The following is a 23,420-nucleotide window of genomic DNA, read 5'->3' as shown; positions in this document are numbered from 1 at the left end:
AAAGGTAAGCAAATAGCTCGAATCTAGGCACCAATAGTGCTATACTTAGAGTAGACTAATAAATGGAGGTCTTTGATATGGCTCAAGTAATTACAGATGCAACATTCAACGAAGAAACAGATAAAGGGTTAGTTTTAATCGACTTTTGGGCAACTTGGTGTGGACCTTGTCGAATGCAAGCGCCAATTTTAGACCAGTTAGAAGAAGAATATGACGAAGACGAATTCAGAATCGTGAAGATGGATGTTGATGAAAATCCTGAAACACCACAACAATTTGGGATCATGAGTATTCCAACATTACTTTTGAAAAAAGACGGCGAAGTAGTAGAAAAAGCAATCGGTGTTCAATCAAAAGATCAATTACGTCAAATGATTGCCCAACACTTATAAGATTAAGTAACTAACACATCAGACTGAGACAACAATCATATGGATTGCTGTCTCGGTTTTTTTGCGACTAATCGAGTCATAAAACTGAACGGAGACGTGGAATAAAAAAGCCATAAATGAAGAGAATAGAATCTTTTGTTAGCGTACAGGATACTTAAAAATTTATACGATAAGCTACGCAAAATTTTTCTTGTGTCTCTTCGCTTGATACTTCTATCTCAACCTCTGTTATAATAGCGATATCAGAAATATAAAGGAGCAGTCACCATGAATGAACGAATAAAAAATAAACTTGCATTACTTCCTGATCAGCCTGGCTGCTATTTGATGAAAGACAAAAACGGTACGATCATTTATGTAGGAAAAGCCAAAGTCTTGAAAAATCGCGTGCGTTCCTATTTTACTGGAAGCCATAACACGAAAACGGAGCGATTAGTTAGTGAGATCGAGGACTTTGAATACATTGTGACAGAATCTAACATTGAAGCGTTACTGCTAGAAATCAATCTGATCAAAAAGAATGATCCAAAATACAATATCATGTTAAAGGATGATAAAACTTATCCTTTTTTAAAGATCACGAACGAAAAATATCCTCGTTTAGTGATCACTCGTAAAGTATTAAAAGACAAAGCCTTTTATTTTGGTCCTTACCCCGATGTTGGGGCTGCGAATGAAACAAAAAAGATTTTAGATCGTTTATTCCCTTTACGGAAATGTAAACCGAGTCAGACAAAAGAACCTTGTCTTTATTACCATTTAGGGCAATGTTTATGTCCCTACTATTTTGATGTAGATCCAGCGGAATATACAAGTATCGTGAATGAAGTCAAACGCTTTTTGAATGGTGGTCATGAGACGATCGAAGCCGAGATCCAAGAAAAAATGGCCAAGGCCGCAGAAAATATGGAATTTGAAAAAGCAGCAGAGTATCGTGATCAAATCAGAGCCATCGAAACGATCATGACAAGACAAAAAATGACAAACACTGATTTGATTGATCGAGATGTGTTTGGTTATGCCATTGATAAAGGCTGGATGTGTGTCCAAGTATTCTTTGTACGTCAAGGAAAACTGATTGAACGAGATGTATCGATCATTCCTTTTTACAATGAAGCAGAAGAGGATTTCTTAACATACATCGGGCAGTTTTATCAAGAAAATGAACATTTCATTCCAAAAGAAGTGGTAATCCCTGATACGATCGACCAACCGAGTGTTGAGGCGTTGTTAGCGACAAAGGTCATCCAGCCCAAACGTGGTGAGAAGAAAAAGTTAGTTGAACTAGCCAATAAAAATGCAAGGGTGGCATTGAACGAACGCTTTGATTTGATCGTTAGGAAACAAGAACGAACGATCGGAGCGATCGAGCGCCTTGGTAATGCAATGAACATCCCAGCACCTATCCGGATCGAGTCTTTTGATAACTCTAATATCATGGGGACCGATCCAGTAGCAGCGATGGTGGTGTTCATCGATGGAAAACCAGCAAAAAAAGAATACCGTAAATATAAAATCAAAACGGTCGTTGGACCGGACGACTATGCTTCGATGCGAGAAGTCATCTACCGCCGCTATGCACGTGTGATACGAGAAGAACTGCCATTGCCTGATCTGATTTTGATCGATGGGGGGAAAGGGCAAGTCGATGTAGCAAAGGATGTATTAGAAAATCAATTAGGTATCGATATCCCAGTCGCTGGAATGGCGAAGAATGATAAGCATAAAACCAATGAGTTGTTATTTGGGAATGAATTAGAAGTTGTTCCGCTTGAACGAAATTCACCAGAATTCTTTTTATTGCAACGTATCCAAGACGAAGTCCATCGCTTTGCAATCACGTTTCATCGCCAATTACGTAGTAAAAATAGTTTTGCTTCGCGCTTAGATGAGATTGAAGGGTTAGGGCCAAAACGAAAAAAAATGTTGTTGAAAGAGTTCAAATCGTTAAAAAACATCACCGCTGCGTCAATTGAGGAGTTACAAGAAATTGGTCTACCAAAAAATGTCGCACAAAATGTTTTCGATAAACTGCATAAAAATTGAACTGAGGGCGCTTTACAAAACCTGTAAACTGTCCTATCATTTTTATATGTACAATAAAAAACAATAACATAAGTTTTTATATATAAGTTATTTTTATATCGTACAGTAAAGGATAGAAAAATTTAGGATGAAGGAGTGAGAAAATGCTAGAGGTAAAGGATTTGGTTAAGACGTTTGGCAGTTATACAGCTGTTGATCATGTTTCTTTTCAAATACCTGATGGAAAAATCATGGGATTGATTGGGCAAAACGGTGCAGGAAAAACAACGACTTTTCGCTTGATTTTAGATTTTTTGACGCAAGATCAAGGCGAAGTGCTATGGAACGGTCATCATTTGAGTGAAAAAGATTATGATATCATTGGGTATTTACCTGAAGAACGAGGGCTTTATCCCAAGGTATCGATCCAAGAACAGTTGATCTATTTTGCTGCATTACGTGGAAAAACGAAAAAAGAAATTGAACCTAAGATCGATTTTTGGATGGAGAAATTTCAAGTAAAAGGGAAAAAAACAGATAAAGTTAAGTCCTTGTCAAAAGGAAATCAACAAAAGGTACAACTGATTGCAACACTGATCCACGAACCTAAGTTGATTATTTTAGACGAGCCTTTTAGTGGGTTGGACCCAGTGAATGCTGAGCTACTTAAAGACGGGATCATCGAATTGAAGAAAAATGGCTCATGTGTCATTTTTTCTAGTCACAACATGGATAATGTTGAAAAGATTTGTGACCACTTGATCATGCTTCGAAATGGGGAGATGGTACTAGATGGGAAAGTCCACGAGATTCGAGAAGCATTTGGACGAACAAAGCTATTTTTAGAGTCTGGATTATCACAGCAAGAAATAGAGGAAATCGACGGGGTCCAAAAAGTGATTCTTCGTGAGGATCAATCGTTGGAAATCACATTGGATCATCCAGATGTAGGGAAAGAGATCTTTACTCGCGCGACGCAATTTGGCTATATTCCAATGTTCAATCAACAACCGCCTACTTTAGAAGAAATCTTCAAGATGAAAGCAGGTGAGCTACATGAGTAAGTTTTGGATCATCACGAAAGATGTCTATTTGAAAAATGTCAAATCGATTTCTTTTATTATTATGATACTAGTGCCGTTTGTTTTGATGGGTGTGATTTACTTAGCAGGTAATTTTGCTCAACAAAACAGTGAAACAGATAAAATCGGTGTCATTGCTGAAGACCAACAAATCACTGATTATTTGAGTCAATCCGATATTGGGGATTTCCACTTTGAAGCTTTTTCATCGGAGGATGAAGCCAAAAGTAAGTTATCTGACGAAAAGATCGATGCGTACATGGTAGTCACGACAGATAATGGAGAAGTATCCGGAGAATTATTTAGTGAAAACTCATTAGGCCAAGCAACGCAACTGTTGATCCAACAGCAGTTGACTGGCTTACAGTCGATGATGCGGGCAAGTAGTTTAGGGATCTCTCCAGAAGAAGTGGCTGCATTAAGTCAACCCGCTGCATTTTCAAGACAAAAAGTCAGTTTTGATGCAAATGGTGAAATGACGATAGGAGAAGATAACTCAGCTGTTCAATATGCGGTCAGTTATGTTGCAACAATCATTCTATTCATCATCATCTTGACGTATGCACAGATCATTGCACAAGAGATTGCTTCAGAAAAAGGGACAAGAATCATGGAAGTGATTTTGTCTAGTACCACTGCACAAAAACATTTTTATGGAAAATTGACAGGGGTACTGCTAGTGGCAGTCACTCAAATGGCTTTATATGGCATCATCTTTGCAATAGGATTCAATCAGTTCAAAGATATGGAAATCGTTAAAAGTGTACTGGATGGGATTTCTTTAGATAGTATTTTCGGCCCATTCTTATGGTACTCTTTACTATTTATGTTCTTTGGTATTTTGATCTACGCGGTATTAGCTGCCTTATGTGGCTCATTGGTCAACAAAGCCGAAGATACAGCAAAAGCGATTTTACCAGTGACGTACCTTTCTTTAGGGGGTTATATGTTAGGATTGATCCTTGGTGCATCTGATCCGAATAATATCGTGATCCGCATCACTTCATATATACCGTTCCTATCTTCATATATCATGCCAATCCGCTTGGCAAATGAAACAGTTGAAATGAGTGGCGCATTGATTTCTTTGGTCGTCTTAGTGATCATCACATTCGTATTGATGTTCATGTCCGCAAATATGTACAAATCAAACGTGCTTGTTTACAGTGAAGGTGGTATTTGGACGTCATTGAAACAATCAATTTCAATCATGAGAAATGAACGCAAAAAGAAATAAAGGTTGAAGTTGTCACAGAAATATTCAACTCTGAGAAATAAGCCGAGACACCCGAAAATTGTTCTTCAAATTTTGGGTGTCTCGGCTTATTTTCATAAGAGTTGCTTTTGGTCGTATACCTAGAGCGCTTTTGTTTGATTTAAAAAATTCACGATTATATATGTACCTATTTTCGAATAGATAAAGTAATTTTGTTGTAAATATCCATTGTGTGTCCTATAATTTTAGGTATACCAATTTTGGAGGCGTTTGGATGGATCAATATTTAGAATTATTGTCAGAAAAATTCCCAACAAAAGAAGAAGTCATTACGGAGATCATCAACTTAGAAGCAATTCTACAACTACCAAAAGGAACCGAATTATTTTTAAGTGATATCCATGGCGAGTTTCCAGCATTTGATCATATATTGAGAAATGGTTCAGGGAATCTACGAGAGAAAATCAAAGATTTATTTCAAGAATGTTTAAGTGAAGAAGAGATCAAGCGATTAACGATTTTTGTTGCCTATCCGGAATACGCATTAGCGACTGACTGGTACAAGAAACAAGACAAAACAACGTTGATCCATCAATTGATTGAGTTGCTGCGATTCACTTCTGTCAAGTATACGAGATCAAAAGTAAGAAAAGCCTTACCTAAAGAATATAGTTATATCATTGAGGAATTATTGTATGTTGATGATCGTGTGCAAGGGAAAAAATCTTATGTGAGTAAAATCGTTGATCAGTTGCTTGAGATGAATGAAGAAGAGCGCTTTTTAAAAAAGTTAGCGCAGACGATTCAACGAATGGTGATCGATCATGTCCACGTAGTCGGAGACATCTTTGATCGGGGGACACAAGCCGCCAAAGTGATGGACCGCTTGATGGAGATCCATTCAATCGATATCCAATGGGGCAATCATGATATTTTATGGCTTGGGGCGTATTGTGGCTCGGAAACTTGTTTGTTGACCTTATTGCGTATCGCTGCGCGGTATAATTATTTATTCGAGTTGGAAAAAGAATACGCGTTGAATCTGCGTTCCCTTTGTTCGTTTGCGACAGAAACTTATCAGACAAACCCTTTGTTTACACCTAAGAATAGCCAAGACGCGACAGAACGCGAGAGAGAAGAGATGGAGAAGATCCATCAGGCGCTTGCGATCATGCAGTTCAAACTAGAATCCCAATTACTGAAACGACGACCGGAATTTGAGATGGCGGATCGGGATATCTTAGCGAATATCGATTATGAAAAAAATGAGTTATTTCTGGATGGTCAAAAGTATACGATCCATCACCCATGTTTTCAGACGATTTCTACGCAGGAACCGGATCGTTTATCGGCAGACGAACGACGAGTGATCGATATGTTGCTGTATTCTTTTCAACATTCACTCCGAATGCAAAAACATATGGATTTCCTTTTAGAAAAAGGTAGGATGTATCTTGTCACGAACCAAAGTATCTTGTTTCATGGCTGTATGCCAGTAGATGAACATGGTGAGTTTCTAAGTTTTAAACTTGGGAGTGAGACGTATCAAGGGAAGCAATTGATGGCATTCTTTGAAGAACAGATTCGTGAAAGTGCTAAATCACTAAAGAAAAAAGAAGACTTAGCGACTGATTTGATTTGGTATGCATGGAGTGGGCCTTACTCGCCGTTGTTTGGTAAAAGTAAGATGGCGACGTTTGAGCGTTATTATTTAGCAGAAAAAGAAACGCATGTGGAAGTCAGCAATGCTTACTATCGATTACGAGACAAAGAATGGTTGAGTCAAAAAGTAAGGCGTGAGTTCGGTGTACCGGTTTATGGTTCAGTGATCATCAATGGACATACACCAGTCAAAGTGAAAAAAGGGGAATCCCCAATCAAAGCAGACGGAACAGTTTTCGTGATTGACGGTGGTTTATCAAAGGCCTATCAACGAACAACAGGTATTGCAGGGTATTCGTTGCTATGTAACTCTTATGGCTTTCAAATCGTGACCCACTATCCATTTCTAGGCATCGAGGAACAATTTGAAACAGCCAATGGCTTGGCAGAAGTGAAAAAGGTCATTGATCAACAGTTGCCACGAAAATTAAATCGTGATACGACAAAAGGGAGCGAATTACAGCGACAAATCCAGCAATTGAAACAGTTGCTTGAGTATCGTAGAAGTTAACTGCTGGTCGATGTGCCTTGCATAAAATGAATGAAGCCCGTCTAGCAGAAACATGTTGTTTCTGCTAGACGGGCTTTTCATTTCGTTTGTAACGATCATAACGATTGTACAAAATAATCAAATAATTTTTGATCGAGTGGATTTTTTTGATGAATAAGCTCAGGATGCCATTGAACACCAAGTATTCGTTGGTCGGATCCTCTACTTTCAACAGCTTCCACCAATCCATCAGGAGAATACGCTGTCGCTTTTAGTGTGGGAGCAAGATCTCTGATTGCTTGGTGATGATAAGAATTTACAAAATAAGAAGTAGGTAATATTTCGTGGAGTCTACTATCTGGTTCGACTGTGATTTCATGCGTAGCAAATTGCGGTGGGGTTGGTTGTTGTTCATGTTTGACTGACCAATTTGGATATAACGTAAGGTCTTGGTAGAGATTCCCACCTAACGTTACATTCAATAATTGCATCCCACGACACACAGCTAAGATCGGTTTGTTTTGCTTCAATGCTTCATGGATCAACGCCTGTTCAAACAAATCTCGATCGAGGTTTGTTTCTGTCAATTTAGGGTGAGGCGCTTCGTTGTAGAGCGAAGGACTGACATCCTGACCACCAGCAAGGAGTAGCTTATCGACGAGCTGAATGTAGTCACGAGCGCTTTCTGTGGAAGAAATAGGGAAAAGCAAAGGCAAGCCCCCTGCTTGCTGTACCGCATTAACAAAACCTTGCGGGGTGTAAGTGACTTGATTTCCTTGAAATGTTTCTGTAGCCCGCAGTAATTGATTGGCCGCGATACCAATTTTTTGATGCATACGATTTCCTCCATTCATAAACTACTTCTATTTTAGCAATAGTTTAAAAAAAATTAAAATATTTGTTTTGGAAAACGTACGTAATTATATAATAGGTAGAATGTTTATCTAAAGTTGCTCATTTACTGTCAGTTGTGAACTTTCTGAAAGGAAAAAGGGATCTGTTAGTTGAAATTTTACCTGAATTTGTTATACTTGTAAGTAAGAAATATATAAATGGTTGGGCGCAAGCTTCAAGGATCTAGTTCTTCAAGGGGTGAGAAGAACATTTTTTTGAAAGTGCCTAAATTATCTGAAGTTATTTTTAGAGGGACATACTTTCAATGAAAAAAGAAAGGATGTCCCTCTTTTTTTTAGAGAAAGGAAGTGGGGAATGTGCTAGAAGCCTTAGAAAAAATCAAACAAGCTGAAAAAGAAAATGAACAAGCGATGAAAAAGCTTCAGCAAGAGTTAAAAGATTATAAAGAAGCAAAAGATGTCGAATTGGATCAACTTCGTGCAAGTCAAAAACAACATTTGGAACAGTTGTTTGAAGAAAAAAAACGAGCGGAACAGCAAAAAGCGATTGCTGAAAAAAATAAATTGAACGAAGACGCTAGACGATTGCAATCTATCGTACAAGAACAATATGAGAAGCAACGTCAGCAAGCGGTTGACGCGATCATTGAAAGGGTGAAAGAAACCTATGGCCGTCACTAAGATGGAAAAAGTGACTCTCATTTCCGATAAACAAAATCAGGATGCCTTATTACAAGCAATCCAAGGTATTCAAAATGTAGAGATTCGCGATCTTTTTCAAGAAACGACAAATAATCAATGGGTGGATACTTATTTTCCTAAAGCAGCGATTTTCGAAAAAGAACCGATCGTCAATGCGCTTACTAGTCGGATCATGCAAACAAGAGAAGCTGTTCAATTCATTGATCATCATGGGGACAAGCAACAAAAGAAACAACACCTCAAACGAAGAGAAGTGACCTTGCAGGAACTAGAAGCAAATTATTCGGAAGAAGATTTTACGAAGCGTTTAACTGAAATATTAGGGTTAAAGAAACAATGGGAAACATTGGCAGAACAACGAGAACAACTGTCAGAGCAGGAAGACTGGTTGACACATTGGGCAAATCTGGATGTTATACCGCAAAGCTTTCGTAGTCACCAAACAACAGTTGAGATGGGAACGATCAGTGTTGCTAATGCGATAGAATTTCGAGAAGCATTAGCAAAAGTACCAGAGGTCTACGTGGAAGAAGTTAGCGAAACAGACCACTTCGTTTACTTGACTTACGTGGTGCTCAAAACTTCAGCATCTATTGTCGATGAGATTGCTACTCGTTATGGTTTTGTCAAAGAAGCATATCCTTATAAGCAAACGCCAAAAGAACAGCTACAGGAAATCAAGCAAGAGTTGCAAGCTTGTTACGAAGCACAAAAACAATTAGCGATCAAAATCGGTCGTTGTAGCAGTTACATCCAAGAATTGGAATGGGCAGAAGAAATCCTCTTGGCAATGGCAGAACGAGAAGCAGTGAAGGATCGATTTGTCATGGCGCCTTACCTGATCGTTGTCCAAGGCTGGGTCGGCGAGGACGAAAAGCAAGAATTGATCCAGCAGGTAGAAAATACGTTGTCTGCTGATGAAGTCTTTCTTAGCTTTGAAGCGCCCACCGAAGAAGAGATCGATCAAGAAGTACCAACGAAATTGAAGAACCATCCAATAGTGGCACCTTTTGAAATGCTGACGGAAATGTATAGTTTACCTAAGTATCATGAAATTGATCCGACACCATGGATGACGCCATTTTATCTTGTCTTTTTCGGGATGATGGTGGCTGATATTGGTTATGGTTTACTCATGCTTATAGGCGCAATCATTGCACAAAAATTGTTGGTATTGCCTCGAGGGATACAGCGATTTGCTAAGTTTTTCGAAATCTTAGCGATTCCGTCGATCATCTGGGGATTTATTTACAGTTCCTTCTTTGGCCAAGCGTTACCGACCGAAGTGTTAGGTATCCACTTGCCCTTCCCATTGTTGTCTACAACAGATGATGTCAATACGATTTTAGTCTTGTCTGTCATTTTTGGGCTTATCCAAATCTTAGTCGGGTTGTTTCTTGCAGCAAAAGAGCATATCAAGCGCAAAGATTACGTGGATGCGATCAATGATGGATTTGCTTGGCAAGGGATTTTAGTGGGAGTCGTCCTTTTATTGCTTGGTAGTATGATCGTCAAGAACCCGATTTTTGTTTATCTAGGTGCAGGATTAGCGATTTTATCAGCGCTATGTATTTTGGTCATTCCGATTTTCCAATCTTCATCTAAAGCCAAAGGTGCTGCAAAAGGAGCCTATAATTTGTATGGTTTGACTGGTTATGTCGGTGATCTAGTGAGTTATACACGATTGATGGCTTTGGGGATCTCTGGCGGGAGTATCGGGGCTGCCTTCAATATGTTGGTTGCTTTCATGCCGCCAGCCGCACGTTTTAGTGTCGGGATCTTATTGATCATCGCTTTACATGCGTTGAATATGTTCTTGACCTTGCTTAGTGCCTACGTGCATGGCGCAAGATTGCAATATGTCGAATTTTTCGGCAAGTTTTATACCGGAGGCGGACGGGCCTTCGATCCACTGAAAACAGCGGAAAAATATGTCAATATCAATCATAAAAAAAAGTAAAATAATTGGAGGAATTTTAAAAAATGATGGATTACTTAATTGCTCAAAATGGTGGAATGGTGTTTGCGGTATTAGCGATGGCAACAGCCACGATCTTTTCAGGGATTGGATCAGCGAAAGGCGTGGGGATGACCGGTGAAGCCGCAGCTGCATTGACAACAAGTCAACCAGAAAAATTCGGACAAGCGTTGATTTTACAATTACTTCCCGGAACACAGGGACTTTATGGCTTCGTAATCGCCTTCTTGATCTTTATCAATTTAAATGCAGATATGTCGGTTGTCCAAGGGCTGAATTTTTTAGGCGCATCTTTACCGATTGCCTTTACTGGATTGTTTTCTGGGATTGCTCAGGGGAAAGTATCTGCTGCAGGTATCCAGATCTTAGCGAAAAAACCAGAACACGCAACTAAAGGAATTATCTTTGCCGCAATGGTTGAAACTTACGCAATCTTAGGCTTCGTTATTTCTTTCTTATTAGTATTGAATGCTTAAACAAGGAGGAAAAACAATGAACGCCATTGATAATATCATTCGTCAAATGAATGAAACAGCTGAAGCAGAACGAGCGGCGTTTGAAAAAGCAGAACGTGAAAAAATCGATCAGCAGTTCAAAATCGAGCGTGCGCGTTTAGAAGCAGACGATGAAAAGCAAAAATCTAAAGAACTTGAAGAAATCGAAAAGAGTTACCGTCAATTAAGAAATCGCCAACAGGTGGAAGTGCGTCAAGCAACACTCAATGAAAAACAAGAATTTTTACATCGTTTGTTTGCTGAAGCACGTCAAGAATTAGAAAGTTGGCCAGCAGAAGATCAACTTTCCTTCATGTTCAATATGGTGCAGAATTTATCCTTATCTGGTGATGTTACTTTATTAGCCGGAGAAAAATCTGCTGCCATTTTAACCAATGAAGTAGTGACAAAGTGGAATCAACAGCTGCCTTTTACCTTGCATCTCAGTGATCGAAGGATTGCCAAAGAAGCAGGATTTTTGATTGATGACCAAGGCGTACAATACAACTTTGTCTATAGTGATCTAGTACAAGAAGTGCAAGAACAAATGCGCTTTGAAATTGCGAAGCAACTATTCGAGTAAGGAGGGATCGGTGAATGGAGTATCATGAATTAAATCCCTTGATTCGTGGAAGAGAATTAGAACTTTTATCAAAAGAAGACTTTGATCGCATGATCCAGACGGAATCATTGGGCGCATTAGGCGAAATGTTAAAAACAACGATTTATCATCCTTATATCTACGAAGGTTTTGAACGGGACTTTGAGGAAAATCTGTTGGCTGAATCGGGCAAACTGTTTACCTGGTTGAAAGAATCAGCACCAGAACCCGAAGTCGTTTGGGTCTATACGATGCGCTATACGTTCCATAATTTAAAAGTATTGACAAAAGCTGAGATGACGGGCAAAAATCTGGATCACCTGTACCGGAACGATGGGTTTTATTCATGCGAAGCGTTAAAGCAAGCAATCCATACACAAGCCTCTACAGAATTGCCTTCGCAGTTGATGGATAGTATTCGTGAAGTCCATGAATATTGCGAAGAATCCTCTGTGTTACAAGGAATCGATGTTATCTATGATCGCTATTTCTTGACAGAGCAACGCCGTCTTGGAGAGAAACTTGGGTATCCGGAATTACTGGAAGAAATCATTGCGTTTATTGATTTGACTAATATCACGACGATGGCACGCGGTATCTTGCAACAACGATCCAGCGGATTTATGACCGCAGTACTTTCAAGTTCTGGCAGTATCCCGAAAGAAACGTTTTTGAGTTTCGTCAAAAGCGAGTTGGATACCTATTTGAACTTTCTGCAAACAACAGATTATCGTCAATTGATCGAACCTGCAATCCATGAAGGAGAACTAGATTTTGTTCGATTAGAACAAATCAAAGACGATTACTTATCTTCGCTGTATGAAGCCGCACAAACGCAGGCTTTTGGCCCGTTGCCTTTACTTGCTTTCATGAATGCAAAAGAAATTGAGAGTAAAAATCTTCGGTTATTAGTGATCGGTAAGAAAAATCACTTTGATAATGAAACGATCAGAGAAAGGGTGAGACAAGTCTATGACGCATAAAATCGGTGTCGTTGGCGACAAAGATTCTGTTTTACCATTTAAATTATTTGGGTTTGATGTGCACTATGCGACAGAGCCACAAGAAGTGAGACGCGCAATCGAACAAATGGCAAAAAGCGCCTATGGAGTGATCTATGTCACAGAACAATCGGCGGCAATGACGCCTGAGACGATAGAACGTTACAAAGAATCGATGACGCCAGCAATTGTCCTAATCCCTAGCCATCAAGGAACGATGGGGATCGGCGTAGCAGAGATCCAAAAGAGTGTGGAAAAAGCAGTTGGACAAAATATCTTATAGAATGTAAAGGAGATAGTGCCTTGCAAATTGGAAAAATCATAAAAGTCTCCGGCCCTCTCGTGATGGCAAAAAATATGTCAGATGCAAGTATCCAAGATATGTGCTTAGTGGGAGAGTTAGGAGTTATCGGCGAAATCATTGAGATGCGCGGAGATGTCGCATCAATACAAGTATATGAAGAAACTTCGGGGATCGGCCCTGGTGAACCCGTTCGTTCAACAGGTGAAGCGTTATCTGTCGAGTTAGCGCCTGGGATCATTTCACAAATGTTTGATGGGATCCAACGGCCATTGGATACGTTCATGGAGATCACGCAAAGCAACTTTTTAAGTCGTGGTGTCCAATTACCCGCATTAGATCACGAGAAAAAATGGTGGTTTGAAGCAACTGCTGAAGTCGGGCAAGAAGTCAGTACCGGAGATGTTCTAGGCGTGGTGGATGAAACAAAGATCATTCAACACAAAATCATGGTACCTCATGGTGTCAAAGGAAAAATCAAAAAAATCGAAGCCGGATCATTTACGATCGATGAAGTGGTTTGTATCATCGAAACAGAAGATGGTTTGCGAGAATTGACGATGTTACAAAAATGGCCTGTTAGACGTAGTCGTCCGATCAAAGCAAAATTGAATCCGGACGCGCCAATGATCACTGGGCAACGTGTTATCGATACCTTTTTCCCAGTGACAAAAGGCGGAGCTGCCGCTGTACCTGGCCCTTTTGGTGCCGGTAAAACAGTTGTTCAGCATCAAATTGCTAAATGGGCGGATGTCGATATGGTCGTTTACGTTGGTTGTGGTGAACGTGGTAATGAGATGACGGACGTACTGAATGAGTTTCCGGAATTGATCGATCCTAATACAGGTGAATCATTGATGGAACGTACCGTATTGATTGCCAATACATCGAATATGCCAGTAGCCGCACGGGAAGCATCGATCTATACAGGGATCACCATTGCGGAATATTTCCGTGATATGGGCTATGATGTGGCGATTATGGCAGATTCGACCTCTCGTTGGGCAGAGGCTTTGCGAGAAATGAGTGGACGTTTAGAAGAAATGCCTGGCGATGAAGGCTATCCTGCTTATTTAGGTTCTCGTTTAGCAGAATACTATGAACGTTCAGGACGTGTGATTGCTTTAGGTAATGAAGAACGTGAAGGAAGTATTACAGCGATCAGTGCGGTTTCACCATCTGGTGGAGACGTTTCTGAGCCAGTGACTCAAAATACGTTACGTGTGGTGAAAGTTTTCTGGGGATTAGACTCCAGTTTGGCGCAAAAACGTCATTTCCCATCCATCAACTGGATTCAAAGCTATTCTCTTTATTCGTCAGAAGTGGGACGTTATATGGATCAGATCCTACAAGAGAATTGGGCAGAGATGGTGGCAGAAGGAATGCGTATCTTGCAACAAGAAGAGCAATTGAATGAAATCGTGCGTCTTGTTGGTGTCGATTCACTTTCAGATAATGATCGCTTGACGCTTGAAGTGGCAAAATCCATTCGTGAAGATTACTTACAACAAAATGCGTTTGATGAGGTGGATACATTTACTTCTAGAGAAAAACAATTCAAGATGTTGAAATTGATCCTATCTTTTGGTGAAGAAGCACGTCAGGCGATTTCATTAGGTGCTTATCTCAGTGAGATCATGAAAGGAACTGTGGGATTGAGAGAACGAATCGGTCGTAGTAAATTCGTGCCAGAAACAGAATTAGAGAAATTAGATGAAATCCAAGCGAATATCAAACCAACGATCCAAGCAATCGTTTCAGAAGGAGGAATGACCGATGATTAAAGAATATCGAACAATTGGTGAAGTGGTCGGTCCTTTGATGGCGGTCGAGAAAGTCGCTGGGGTGAAATATGAAGAATTGATCGAAGTTCGTATGCAAAATGGCGAGATTCGTCGTGGACAAGTACTTGAAGTACAAGAAGACAAAGCGATGGTCCAAATCTTTGAAGGAACTAGTGGGATCAATCTTAGAGATTCAACGGTCCGCTTTTTAGGACACCCATTAGAGTTAGGTGTTTCTGAGGATATGATCGGTCGTGTATTTGACGGGTTAGGTCGACCAAAAGACAATGGGCCAGAAATCCTACCAGAAAAATACTTGGACATCAATGGAGAAGTCATCAACCCGGTGGCTCGCGATTATCCTGATGAGTTTATCCAAACAGGTATCTCAGCAATCGATCACCTGAACACTCTAGTCAGAGGACAAAAATTGCCGGTATTTTCCGGCTCTGGTTTGCCACACAAAGAATTAGCTGCTCAAATTGCGAGACAAGCGACGGTATTAGACTCTTCTGATGATTTTGCAGTTGTTTTTGCTGCCATTGGAATCACCTTTGAAGAAGCAGAATTCTTTATGGAAGACTTCCGCCAGACGGGGGCGATCGATCGTTCGGTGATGTTCATGAACTTAGCAAATGATCCAGCCATCGAACGGATCGCAACGCCTCGTATGGCATTGACTGCGGCTGAATATCTCGCCTATGAAAAAGGGATGCACGTGTTAGTCATCATGACAGATATGACCAACTATGCCGAAGCATTACGAGAAATCTCTGCTGCCCGTCGTGAAGTACCAGGTCGTCGCGGCTATCCAGGGTATCTTTATACGAATTTAGCGACTTTATATGAACGTGCTGGTCGAATCCGTGGGTTGAAGGGTTCTGTGACACAGATCCCGATCTTGACCATGCCAGAAGATGATAAGACACATCCGATCCCTGATTTGACCGGCTATATCACAGAAGGACAAATCATTTTGACGAGGGAATTGTATAAGAGCGGCATCCAACCACCGATCGATGTCTTGCCTTCACTTTCACGTTTGAAAGATAAAGGGACAGGTGAAGGGAAAACTAGAAAAGATCATGCAGCAACGATGAACCAATTGTTTGCGGCGTATGCTCAAGGAAAGCAAGCCAAAGAATTAGCTGTTGTCTTAGGGGAATCGGCGTTGTCAGATGTGGACAAAATCTATGCTAAGTTTGCGGAACGTTTTGAAAAAGAATATGTCAATCAAGGTTTTTATACCAACCGCTCGATCACTGAAACGCTGGATCTAGGATGGGAACTTTTAGCCATGCTTCCACGAACAGAATTAAAACGGATCAAAGACGATCTGCTTGACCAGTACCTGCCAGAAGGGGAGTGAGTGTCTGATGGTTCGATTAAATGTTAATCCGACACGAATGGAATTGACACGACTCAAAAAACAATTGACGACTGCAACAAGAGGACACAAATTGTTGAAGGATAAGCAGGATGAATTGATGCGTCAATTCATCCTACTGATCCGTAAGAACAATGAACTGCGCCAAGTAGTAGAAAAAGAAATGACAGCAGCTATGAGCGATTTTGTCCTTGCGAAAGCTTCATTACCTGAAGCCTTCATTGATGAATTGTTTGTACTACCGGCTGAAAATGTCGAGTTAGCAGTTATCGAAAAAAACATCATGAGCGTCAAAGTACCGATCATGAATTTTGAATATGACGAACAGCTAGGCGAAGCGCCGGTGGATTATGGCTATTTGAATTCCAATGCAGAATTAGATCGTTCGATCGATCGTTTTACCTCATTTCTTCCTAAGCTCCTTGAGTTGACAGAAATCGAGAAAACCTGTCAACTGATGGCCGGTGAGATCGAAAAAACACGGCGTAGAGTGAATGCGTTAGAGTACATGACGATCCCACAACTAGAAGAAACGATCTATTATATCAAGATGAAGTTAGAAGAAAATGAACGTGCGGAAGTTACTCGCTTGATCAAAGTGAAAAATATGGGGAACGCTGATTAGCTAAGTCATCCGTGCAAATTAGTAACGTTGTTCGTTCATCCGAGCTACAGTTCTAAGCTCCGAAGGATAGGCCGTAAATGTCGAAAAATATCTTTAACTAATTTCGGACGTTTATGGCTTATTATCAGGAGTTTTTTCTTTTTGTAGAACTCATTTGAGCATGCCTATTGTTTGTTCGAAAGCATGTGTATCAAACGAACAGGTATAAGGGAGGAAAAAGACTCAAATTCTTTGCTGGAAGAAGAAAAACAGGGTAAGATAAGGGATGAAAAGAGAGCGAGCGTTTGGCGGACTTACTTTTACATCCGTGAGAGCAATAGCTACTTCATTTGTTCGTTGCGAAGGTAGCTAACGGTCTTAGAGGAGTGATTCGAATGAAACAGAGGATAACAAAACAACTGTCACCAGTTCAATTGATTGCTGTTGGCTTTTTTCTTTTGATCTTAGTTGGTGGCAGTTTACTTACTTTGCCTTTCTTTAGTAAAAGCGGCGAACCGACGAATTATATTGATGCATTATTTACTGCAACTTCAGCCGTCTGTGTCACTGGTTTGACTACGTTGAACACTGCGGCGCATTGGAATGAAGCCGGTCAGTTTCTGATCATGGTTTTGATCGAGATCGGTGGTTTAGGTTTTATGATGATCCCCATTATTTTCTTTGCAGTAGCGAAGAAAAAAGTCAGCTTTAGTATGCGGATCTTACTAAAAGAAGCATTGAATCTTGAAATCATGTCAGGTGTTATGAGTTTGATGCTCTATATCTTGAAATTCGCAATGGTCATCCAAGGGCTGGGAGCACTTGCCTTGAGTTTTACATTTGTGCCGACTTACGGATGGACAAAAGGGATTTGGTACAGCATCTTCCATGCCGTATCAAGTTTTTGTAATGCTGGGTTTGATTTGTTAGGGGATAGCTTAGCAAATGATCAGCCAAACATCTATCTCTTAATGGTGGTCTCTGCGCTGATCATTGCTGGTGGGTTAGGTTTCATTGTTTGGCGGGATCTACTTAGTTATCATAAAGTAAAGAAAATCACTCTCCACTCAAAAATTGCATTGATTGTCACTGGTGGCTTATTGGTGGGCGGTTTTATCGTCTTTTTCTTTACCGAACAAAATGCGATCCATCTAGTTGAAGGAACTTATCTTGAACGTTTAGCAAATACGTTCTTCATGAGTGTCACACCAAGAACAGCTGGTTACTACTCCATCGACTATTTACAAATGAGTCATGCCGGCTTGATGTTGACAATGATCTTGATGTATATCGGTGGAACATCCGGTTCAACAGCAGGTGGGTTAAAGACCACTACTTTGGGCATCCTATTGATTCAAATGCATGCGACATTTAACGGGAAAACCAGAGCTGAAGCTTTCGGACGAACTATTCGCCCAGCAGCAGTACTTCGCGCACTGACATTGTTTTTCGTTACATTGTCTTTATGTATGTTAGCGATCATGGTCTTGTCTGTGACTGAGACGATCCCAGAAACTTCAGGCATCGAATATATTGCTTTTGAAGTGTTCTCAGCTTTTGGAACAGTTGGGTTGACAATGGGGTTGACGCCAGATCTGACAGAAGTCGGGAAACTGATCATCATGTCATTGATGTATATCGGACGTGTAGGGATTTTAACCGTCTTTTTCTCTATTCTTGTAAAAGGAAATCAAGTAGGGACGAAGTACAAATATCCAGAAGAGAGCGTATTGATCGGTTAACAGTAAGTGGTTTTAAGAACAGAAAAAAACAGAGGAAGTTGACACGCGGTGTTCACATCCTCTGTTTTTTAGTATTGCTCTATTTATTTTGTACGAATGACTTCGATTTTGTAACCATCAGGATCGACAACGAAGTAATAAGACGGAGCTGTTCCTGGCAGTCCTTTCAAGTCAGTCACGTTGAAGCCTGCTGCTTGATGTTTTTCATGAAGTGCTTCTAAGTCTTCAACTGAAATAGCGATATGACCGTAGCCGTTTCCTAAATCATAGCCTTCATGATCATAGTTGTAAGTCAACTCTAATTCGTAGTCATCTCCTGGTAAAGTCAAGTAAACTAGCGTGAACTTGTTTTCTGGAAAATCGCGACGACGACTTTCTTCAAAGCCGAATGCTGTTTGATAGAATTTTAAAGAAGCCTCAAGATCTTTAACACGGACGCAAGTGTGAGCCATTTTCATAAGTATATCTTCCTTTCTATTTTACCTTTTCCACATTATCATATCAAAAATTTCAAGTACGCTATGGGTTTGTGCTTGTTTATGAGAAAACTCTCATGTAGAATAGAAAGAAAAAGATGAAGGGACAAAACCTATGGAAAACCCAATGTTTGGCGAAAAAGACGAGTCTGCAAATTACCAAGACCGTTACGCAGCGTATATCATTGTCGAAACACATGGGAAAATCGCAATGATCGAAGCGCCAAATGGTGCCTTTTTTTTGCCAGGTGGTGAAAAAGAGGGACAGGAAACAAATGAAGAAGCGATTTCTCGTGAATTACTGGAGGAAATGGGGATCAGCGCAGAGATTGCTTGTTATCTAGGGGAAGCAGCGGAATATTTTTACTCAAATCATCGAAAAACTTACTTCCACAATCCTGGCTTTTTTTATGTAGCAAAGAGTTGGCAAAAGGTAGGGGAACCCACCGAAAAAGACCAATCGATCTGGTGGGTCACTCCTGAAACTGCCTTAGAAAAATTAAAACGAGGAAGTCATCGTTGGGCAGTGGAAAAATGGCTAGCGATGAAAGAAAATTGAACAAAAAAACAGCTCATAAGAAAGAGCCGATACTTCGGTTTTCGAAATGAGCTGTTTTTTTGTTCATTGCTTTTTATAAAACAAATTTTTTGATTGCTTCGGCCACACCGTGTTCATCGTTGGTTGCAGTAACCACATTAGCCGCTTCTTTTATCAACGGAACGGCATTTCCCATCGCCACGCCTAATCCAGCGTATTCGATCATCGACAAATCATTTTCGTTATCACCGATTGCCATGATCTCCTCTTGTTTGATTCCAAGATGTTGGGCTAAGTTAGCAACAGCAGCGCCTTTACTTGCTTCTTTGTTCAAGATTTCAAAGTAGAAAGGTGAACTCTTGACAGTCGTATATTTGTCGCGGAAAGTTTGTGGTAAACGAGCGATTGCAGCATCTAGGATCGCTGGTTCATCGATCATCATCATCTTCACGATACTCATATCAGGTGTCATTTCATCAGCTGTCCGATATTTCAATGGCATGTTGACTAAAAAAGCTTCATGGACAGTATAGGGACTGATATCACGATTCGTTGTATAGATCGTTTGATCATCGATCGAATGCAAATGACTCCCCACACGTCTTGCCATGACTTCGATCTCCAAGAAATCTTCATAAGTCAAGCCATGACGAGCAATGATCTTGCCGGATTTTGTTTGCTGGACTAACGCACCGTTATAAGTGATCACGTAATCGTTGTCTTGGTATAATCCCAATTCATTCAATTGGTTTTTGACTCCTGGAAGCGGACGACCTGTACATAGTACGATTGCCACGTTTTTTTTCACAGCGCTTGCAATTGCTTCTTTTACTTCTTGTGTGATTTCTCTTTTTTCGTTTAAAAGGGTGCCATCGATATCGATAGCGACTAATTTGATAGACATAAAATTCTCCTTAGTTAGTTTATTTCTTCAATCAATGCGCCATTATGGATATGACGCGCAAATTCTTGGTAGGTTTCATCAAAAAGATCATAGTGATTACGCAAGGTAGGATCGACCATTTCTTTCGGAAAGAAGAAGCGTTCATCTCCTTGTTCTTGCCCTGCGAGTGCAGCAACTAATTGACTGACCTCTGATAATTCTACCAAAGTTCCGTCATTTCGCAAGATTTCGATTTGTGTGCGATGTCTGCCTTCTTCTGGACGGTAAAAATCATAAGGCAGGTCGTAGCTTGAATTGATGGCTGTATAATAGTTTGGATTGTAGCCAACTTTTTCGACCAAAGAGGTCAATTCAGCAATCAGTGGTGACTGACGATCACCAGAAAACATCGCTGATTTCAATGGTTTACGATTTAAGAAGCGTTTGGCTAAGTCACTAAGGATTGGATCAGATGAATCCGTCCATTGACTGAAACACGTATTCAAGACGCCATCATCCAGCTTTAAGTACTCATCTAAACTAAATGTGCCATCTAAAAATGGCAACAGTAACTGTGAATGACGTGCAAAACTATCATCATCTTGGTGATAAAGTTCATGGGCACGATGTAGCAGATGCTCCAAAACGACTTCCATTCCCCGAGAAACTGGATGAAAGTAGACTTGGACATACATCTGATAGCGACTGACGATATAATCCTCTACTGCGTGCATCCCATTCATGGAAAAGGCGATTCCACCTTGATAGGGACGAATCACACGTAAAATCCTTGTCAAATCGAACGTACCATATTCTGTACCTGTAAAGTAGGCATCACGTAAAAGGTAATCCATGCGATCAGCATCGATTTGGCTAGAGATCATTTGGACGACTTGTGGATTTGGATACGTTTTTTTGATCACACTAGCCACTTTCTCAGGAAAACCTTCTTCCACGCGATTCAAAATCTGATAGACTTCCGTTTCTGGCGAAGTAATGATCTCTACAGTGATTGCTTCATGATTGGTTTGGAAAATATGTTCAAAGGTATGTGAATAAGGCCCATGGCCAATATCATGGAGTAAGGCGGCACATAAAGTCACGAGACGTTCCCGATCATCCCAACCAGAAGGGCCGATTTTTTCAATGGAGAAATTTCTTGAAAAAATATCACAGATGCGTCGGGAGATTTCGTATACACCGAGTGAATGAGTGAAACGGCTATGTTCTGCGCCATGGAAAGTAAATGACGAAGTACCGAGTTGTTTGATCCGCCGTAATCGCTGGACTTCTTTCGAATTGATCAAGTCTAAAATCACTTGATGTTGCACGTGAATGTAGTTATGCACCGGATCTCTAAAGACTTTTTCCATTGGTAACAGTTTGTATTTATAAGGTGTTGTCATAAGCCAGCTGCTACTCAAAATATAGACAAAAATATCTATATCGAGATTTCTCTACCACTCACGTAGGTAGAATTACTGTTTCATCGAACGCCGCCTCGTCACTTACACACTACTACGGTTTGTCTCGTTCTCTACAGTCGTTGATTCCCGACTAAGCCATCGGTACATATACAAAGTTGCGTGCTTATGCAATTACTTTGTATTCCTTCACATCTTTCAAATTCATACTCGCGTTATAATCCCTATCTGCTACATATCCACAGTTCTCACAGCGATAGGTACGCTCAGATAGCTTTAAATCCACTTTCTTATGCCCACAATCATGACATCGTTTCGAGCTAGGATAGAATCGATCGACTAGTCTTAACTCAATATGATAGACTTTACATTTATCTGCTAATTTTTTACGAAAAGCATAGAAAGATTGCTCTCTCACAGCTTTAGAAAGATGCCGGTTTTTCATCATTCCATTGACATTCAAATCTTCAATTGTGATATAAGCTGGTTTGGTTTTTACTAGCTCTGACACAATTTTATTCACTCTGTCCCTACGGATATCTGTCAACCGTTTATGAAGTTTTTGTACTTTCAAGACTTGTTTTTCAATATTTTTGCGAGTAGCTTCTCCTCTCTTTGATTGTTTTTCGTTGACACGCTTTTTTTCGCTTTCGTATTTCCTCGACAGCTTGCGTTGTTGTCGTTTTATTTGTTTTTCGATTTTACGAATTTTTCCTGATTTATTGATATTTTTATAGGTTTTCCCCGTGGAAAGAATCGCAAAATCTTTTAATCCTAAGTCGATACCCATGCCTTCGGTAGGAGTATCGTTCAGTACTTGAGCGGTACAGTCCTGTTCCACGATGACGGACAGGTAGTACCGGTTTGCTTGTTGGCTGATCGTGCCACTCTTTATGCTATGTTTGTCATCGTGTTTAGGAATATAGCCTTTTCTTTCAGTTTTACCCAATTCAAAGAGGGAACTTTTATCCGATGACGCTCACAACGGATGATTGTCTTTTTATCGTTCTTCACGAAATACATCGATACATCTTGGTGATTCTTTTTTTAAATTTAGGAAAATTAGCTTTTCCTTGAAAAAACTTTCTAAAGGCTTTTTCTGTCTCCATAATCGCGTGTTTCGTTGACTTCGCATAAACAGCTTTGATCCACAGCTTGTCTGGATGGTTCGGAATGTAGTCGTTATTTAACCACTTTGAAAAATCCATACCTGAGACAAATTTCCCACCTGATTTATAGACTTCTTGGTTGTGGTAAATATAAAAGTTCTTTACAAAACGAGCAACACCAATGGTTCGATTAATGATTTCTTTTTGTTCTTCTGTTGGAAGAATTTCCGTTTTGTATGCCACTAACAACTTCATCACCTTCAATCTCATCTTTATACTTACGTAGTTCCATAAATACGGAAACTAAAAACGTGAATGATTGAAATTAAATCTTCAACTAATTCCTGTTGTGGCTATAAATCTAGGTTATTCCATAAAATAATCGTTGGAGTGAACTTTGAGCATGATTTCTTAAAAACTCCACTTGATTGTTCAAGTCATCTTTTTGTCCGACACTAGACAATTGAGCGTAAGCAATGTTCTTTTTGCCACTTGTTTTATCGCCTTTGATGTAAGTTAAATTATACTATCTTCGAATTTTTGGTGTCCGATATACTTTGAACGTGCCATCGTTAGCCAACGTTGTAGCGTTCGCACAGAAAAACCTAATCTTTTTGCTATATTCTTTAGGTTCATCGGGATTTCTCATCTCATGGAAACCATTGCACGTATAAC

General features: G+C 40.1%; 22 protein-coding genes, 1 pseudogene and 1 other annotated feature. Of the genes and pseudogenes, 16 read left to right on the top strand and 7 right to left on the bottom strand.

The window, feature by feature from the left end; all coding sequences use genetic code 11:
• Nucleotides 1-77: 77 nt before the first annotated feature.
• The 5 genes from trxA to IGJ19_RS10415 all read left to right on the top strand — a co-directional run bounded on the left by trxA (nt 78) and on the right by IGJ19_RS10415 (nt 6,888).
• Nucleotides 78-392, top strand: a complete 315-nt coding sequence (gene trxA, locus IGJ19_RS10435; RefSeq protein WP_010734835.1) for a thioredoxin — start codon at nt 78-80, stop codon at nt 390-392.
• 267 nt (nt 393-659) lie between these two features.
• Entirely contained in the window at nt 660-2,438 is a 1,779-nt protein-coding gene (uvrC, locus tag IGJ19_RS10430) for an excinuclease ABC subunit UvrC (RefSeq protein ID WP_071867321.1), read from the top strand.
• 143 nt (nt 2,439-2,581) lie between these two features.
• Nucleotides 2,582-3,481, top strand: coding sequence for an ABC transporter ATP-binding protein (locus tag IGJ19_RS10425; protein WP_071867322.1), 900 nt, complete (start codon nt 2,582-2,584; stop codon nt 3,479-3,481).
• On the top strand, nt 3,474-4,736 hold the full coding sequence (locus tag IGJ19_RS10420; RefSeq protein WP_161641992.1) for an ABC transporter permease: 1,263 nt from the start codon (nt 3,474-3,476) through the stop codon (nt 4,734-4,736). The genes IGJ19_RS10425 and IGJ19_RS10420 overlap by 8 nt, the downstream gene beginning before the upstream one ends.
• Nucleotides 4,737-4,989: 253 nt before the next feature.
• Entirely contained in the window at nt 4,990-6,888 is a 1,899-nt protein-coding gene (locus IGJ19_RS10415; RefSeq protein ID WP_071867324.1) for a fructose-1,6-bisphosphatase, read from the top strand.
• Between the two features lie 95 nt (nt 6,889-6,983).
• Here the strand turns inward: IGJ19_RS10415 and IGJ19_RS10410 are convergent, their stop codons facing one another.
• Nucleotides 6,984-7,703, bottom strand: coding sequence for a gamma-glutamyl-gamma-aminobutyrate hydrolase family protein (locus IGJ19_RS10410; protein ID WP_071867325.1), 720 nt, complete (start codon nt 7,701-7,703; stop codon nt 6,984-6,986).
• 218 nt (nt 7,704-7,921) lie between these two features.
• Nucleotides 7,922-7,969 (top strand) — a sequence feature (sodium ion sensor (DUF1646 type); this cis-regulatory element may regulate processes involved in with the transportation of sodium ions).
• Between the two features lie 109 nt (nt 7,970-8,078).
• On the opposite strand from IGJ19_RS10410, the gene IGJ19_RS10405 reads away from it, so the two are divergent.
• The 10 genes from IGJ19_RS10405 (at nt 8,079) to IGJ19_RS10360 (ending at nt 18,315) form a co-directional block, all read left to right on the top strand.
• A complete protein-coding gene (locus IGJ19_RS10405) occupies nt 8,079-8,402 on the top strand; it encodes a hypothetical protein (RefSeq protein WP_071867326.1) in 324 nt (107 codons plus the stop codon).
• Complete coding sequence (locus IGJ19_RS10400) at nt 8,389-10,383, top strand: V-type ATP synthase subunit I (RefSeq protein WP_430603912.1); 1,995 nt, start codon at nt 8,389-8,391, stop codon at nt 10,381-10,383. The genes IGJ19_RS10405 and IGJ19_RS10400 overlap by 14 nt, the downstream gene beginning before the upstream one ends.
• 23 nt (nt 10,384-10,406) lie before the next feature.
• Nucleotides 10,407-10,877: a V-type ATP synthase subunit K gene (locus tag IGJ19_RS10395; protein ID WP_010734843.1), complete on the top strand. Its 471-nt coding sequence runs from the start codon at nt 10,407-10,409 to the stop codon at nt 10,875-10,877.
• A gap of 16 nt (nt 10,878-10,893) precedes the next feature.
• Nucleotides 10,894-11,478 carry a V-type ATP synthase subunit E gene (locus IGJ19_RS10390; RefSeq protein WP_086334990.1) on the top strand — a complete coding sequence of 195 codons (585 nt, stop codon included), beginning with the start codon at nt 10,894-10,896 and terminating at the stop codon, nt 11,476-11,478.
• Nucleotides 11,479-11,492: 14 nt separating this feature from the next.
• The gene (locus IGJ19_RS10385) at nt 11,493-12,479 is read left to right on the top strand and encodes a V-type ATPase subunit (RefSeq protein WP_086334989.1); all 987 of its coding nucleotides are present in this window, start codon (nt 11,493-11,495) and stop codon (nt 12,477-12,479) included.
• Nucleotides 12,469-12,780 (top strand): V-type ATP synthase subunit F, encoded by a 312-nt coding sequence (locus IGJ19_RS10380; RefSeq protein WP_019723168.1) that lies wholly within the window; start codon nt 12,469-12,471, stop codon nt 12,778-12,780. Before IGJ19_RS10385 ends, IGJ19_RS10380 begins: the two co-directional genes overlap by 11 nt.
• A gap of 20 nt (nt 12,781-12,800) precedes the next feature.
• Nucleotides 12,801-14,582 (top strand): V-type ATP synthase subunit A, encoded by a 1,782-nt coding sequence (locus tag IGJ19_RS10375; RefSeq protein ID WP_086334988.1) that lies wholly within the window; start codon nt 12,801-12,803, stop codon nt 14,580-14,582.
• On the top strand, nt 14,575-15,951 hold the full coding sequence (locus IGJ19_RS10370; protein WP_010734848.1) for a V-type ATP synthase subunit B: 1,377 nt from the start codon (nt 14,575-14,577) through the stop codon (nt 15,949-15,951). Before IGJ19_RS10375 ends, IGJ19_RS10370 begins: the two co-directional genes overlap by 8 nt.
• Before the next feature lie 7 nt (nt 15,952-15,958).
• Nucleotides 15,959-16,594, top strand: a complete 636-nt coding sequence (locus tag IGJ19_RS10365; RefSeq protein ID WP_010734849.1) for a V-type ATP synthase subunit D — start codon at nt 15,959-15,961, stop codon at nt 16,592-16,594.
• Nucleotides 16,595-16,968: 374 nt separating this feature from the next.
• Nucleotides 16,969-18,315, top strand: coding sequence for a TrkH family potassium uptake protein (locus IGJ19_RS10360; protein ID WP_019723165.1), 1,347 nt, complete (start codon nt 16,969-16,971; stop codon nt 18,313-18,315).
• Nucleotides 18,316-18,398: 83 nt separating this feature from the next.
• On the opposite strand, the gene gloA is transcribed toward IGJ19_RS10360, so the two are convergent.
• A complete protein-coding gene (gloA, locus tag IGJ19_RS10355; protein ID WP_071867333.1) occupies nt 18,399-18,773 on the bottom strand; it encodes a lactoylglutathione lyase in 375 nt (124 codons plus the stop codon).
• A 133-nt stretch (nt 18,774-18,906) separates the two neighbouring features.
• Between gloA and IGJ19_RS10350 the strand changes: the two genes are divergently transcribed.
• Nucleotides 18,907-19,350: an NUDIX hydrolase gene (locus IGJ19_RS10350; RefSeq protein ID WP_071867334.1), complete on the top strand. Its 444-nt coding sequence runs from the start codon at nt 18,907-18,909 to the stop codon at nt 19,348-19,350.
• A 73-nt stretch (nt 19,351-19,423) separates the two neighbouring features.
• Here IGJ19_RS10350 and yidA read toward each other — a convergent pair whose 3' ends face one another.
• From yidA to IGJ19_RS10325, 5 genes and pseudogenes are all read right to left on the bottom strand, one after another.
• Nucleotides 19,424-20,233, bottom strand: a complete 810-nt coding sequence (gene yidA / locus IGJ19_RS10345; RefSeq protein ID WP_071867335.1) for a sugar-phosphatase — start codon at nt 20,231-20,233, stop codon at nt 19,424-19,426.
• 14 nt (nt 20,234-20,247) lie between these two features.
• Entirely contained in the window at nt 20,248-21,618 is a 1,371-nt protein-coding gene (locus IGJ19_RS10340) for an HD domain-containing protein (RefSeq protein WP_115358062.1), read from the bottom strand.
• Between the two features lie 184 nt (nt 21,619-21,802).
• Nucleotides 21,803-22,585: an RNA-guided endonuclease InsQ/TnpB family protein gene (locus IGJ19_RS10335; protein WP_430603908.1), complete on the bottom strand. Its 783-nt coding sequence runs from the start codon at nt 22,583-22,585 to the stop codon at nt 21,803-21,805.
• A 61-nt stretch (nt 22,586-22,646) separates the two neighbouring features.
• The gene (locus tag IGJ19_RS10330) at nt 22,647-23,000 is read right to left on the bottom strand and encodes a helix-turn-helix domain-containing protein (RefSeq protein ID WP_430604567.1); all 354 of its coding nucleotides are present in this window, start codon (nt 22,998-23,000) and stop codon (nt 22,647-22,649) included.
• Nucleotides 22,936-23,098 (bottom strand): annotated as a pseudogene (locus tag IGJ19_RS10325) (IS607 family transposase); the annotation flags it as partial. The gene IGJ19_RS10330 and the pseudogene IGJ19_RS10325, both read right to left, overlap by 65 nt.
• Between the last annotated feature and the right edge of the window lie 322 nt (nt 23,099-23,420).

Origin of the sequence: Enterococcus sp. DIV1368b, assembly GCF_050529595.1 — a bacterium.
Taxonomy (GTDB): domain Bacteria; phylum Bacillota; class Bacilli; order Lactobacillales; family Enterococcaceae; genus Enterococcus_B; species Enterococcus_B mundtii.
Note: the sequence above shows the minus strand (reverse complement) of the source record. Positions and strands in the feature narration are given on the sequence as shown.

Bases quoted from the DNA above. Each gene is read 5' to 3' on its own strand.
- IGJ19_RS10390 (WP_086334990.1), top strand. From the start codon at position 10,894: ATGAACGCCATTGATAATATCATTCGTCAAATGAATGAAACAGCTGAA.
- IGJ19_RS10365 (WP_010734849.1), top strand. From the start codon at position 15,959: ATGGTTCGATTAAATGTTAATCCGACACGAATGGAATTGACACGACTC.
- IGJ19_RS10330 (WP_430604567.1), bottom strand. From the start codon at position 23,000: ATGAAGTTGTTAGTGGCATACAAAACGGAAATTCTTCCAACAGAAGAA.
- IGJ19_RS10420 (WP_161641992.1), top strand. From the start codon at position 3,474: ATGAGTAAGTTTTGGATCATCACGAAAGATGTCTATTTGAAAAATGTC.
- IGJ19_RS10340 (WP_115358062.1), bottom strand. From the start codon at position 21,618: ATGACAACACCTTATAAATACAAACTGTTACCAATGGAAAAAGTCTTT.
- trxA (WP_010734835.1), top strand. From the start codon at position 78: ATGGCTCAAGTAATTACAGATGCAACATTCAACGAAGAAACAGATAAA.
- IGJ19_RS10415 (WP_071867324.1), top strand. From the start codon at position 4,990: ATGGATCAATATTTAGAATTATTGTCAGAAAAATTCCCAACAAAAGAA.
- IGJ19_RS10380 (WP_019723168.1), top strand. From the start codon at position 12,469: ATGACGCATAAAATCGGTGTCGTTGGCGACAAAGATTCTGTTTTACCA.
- gloA (WP_071867333.1), bottom strand. From the start codon at position 18,773: ATGAAAATGGCTCACACTTGCGTCCGTGTTAAAGATCTTGAGGCTTCT.
- IGJ19_RS10385 (WP_086334989.1), top strand. From the start codon at position 11,493: ATGGAGTATCATGAATTAAATCCCTTGATTCGTGGAAGAGAATTAGAA.
- yidA (WP_071867335.1), bottom strand. From the start codon at position 20,233: ATGTCTATCAAATTAGTCGCTATCGATATCGATGGCACCCTTTTAAAC.
- IGJ19_RS10410 (WP_071867325.1), bottom strand. From the start codon at position 7,703: ATGCATCAAAAAATTGGTATCGCGGCCAATCAATTACTGCGGGCTACA.
- IGJ19_RS10370 (WP_010734848.1), top strand. From the start codon at position 14,575: ATGATTAAAGAATATCGAACAATTGGTGAAGTGGTCGGTCCTTTGATG.
- IGJ19_RS10400 (WP_430603912.1), top strand. From the start codon at position 8,389: ATGGCCGTCACTAAGATGGAAAAAGTGACTCTCATTTCCGATAAACAA.
- IGJ19_RS10350 (WP_071867334.1), top strand. From the start codon at position 18,907: ATGGAAAACCCAATGTTTGGCGAAAAAGACGAGTCTGCAAATTACCAA.
- IGJ19_RS10395 (WP_010734843.1), top strand. From the start codon at position 10,407: ATGATGGATTACTTAATTGCTCAAAATGGTGGAATGGTGTTTGCGGTA.
- IGJ19_RS10425 (WP_071867322.1), top strand. From the start codon at position 2,582: ATGCTAGAGGTAAAGGATTTGGTTAAGACGTTTGGCAGTTATACAGCT.
- IGJ19_RS10360 (WP_019723165.1), top strand. From the start codon at position 16,969: ATGAAACAGAGGATAACAAAACAACTGTCACCAGTTCAATTGATTGCT.
- uvrC (WP_071867321.1), top strand. From the start codon at position 660: ATGAATGAACGAATAAAAAATAAACTTGCATTACTTCCTGATCAGCCT.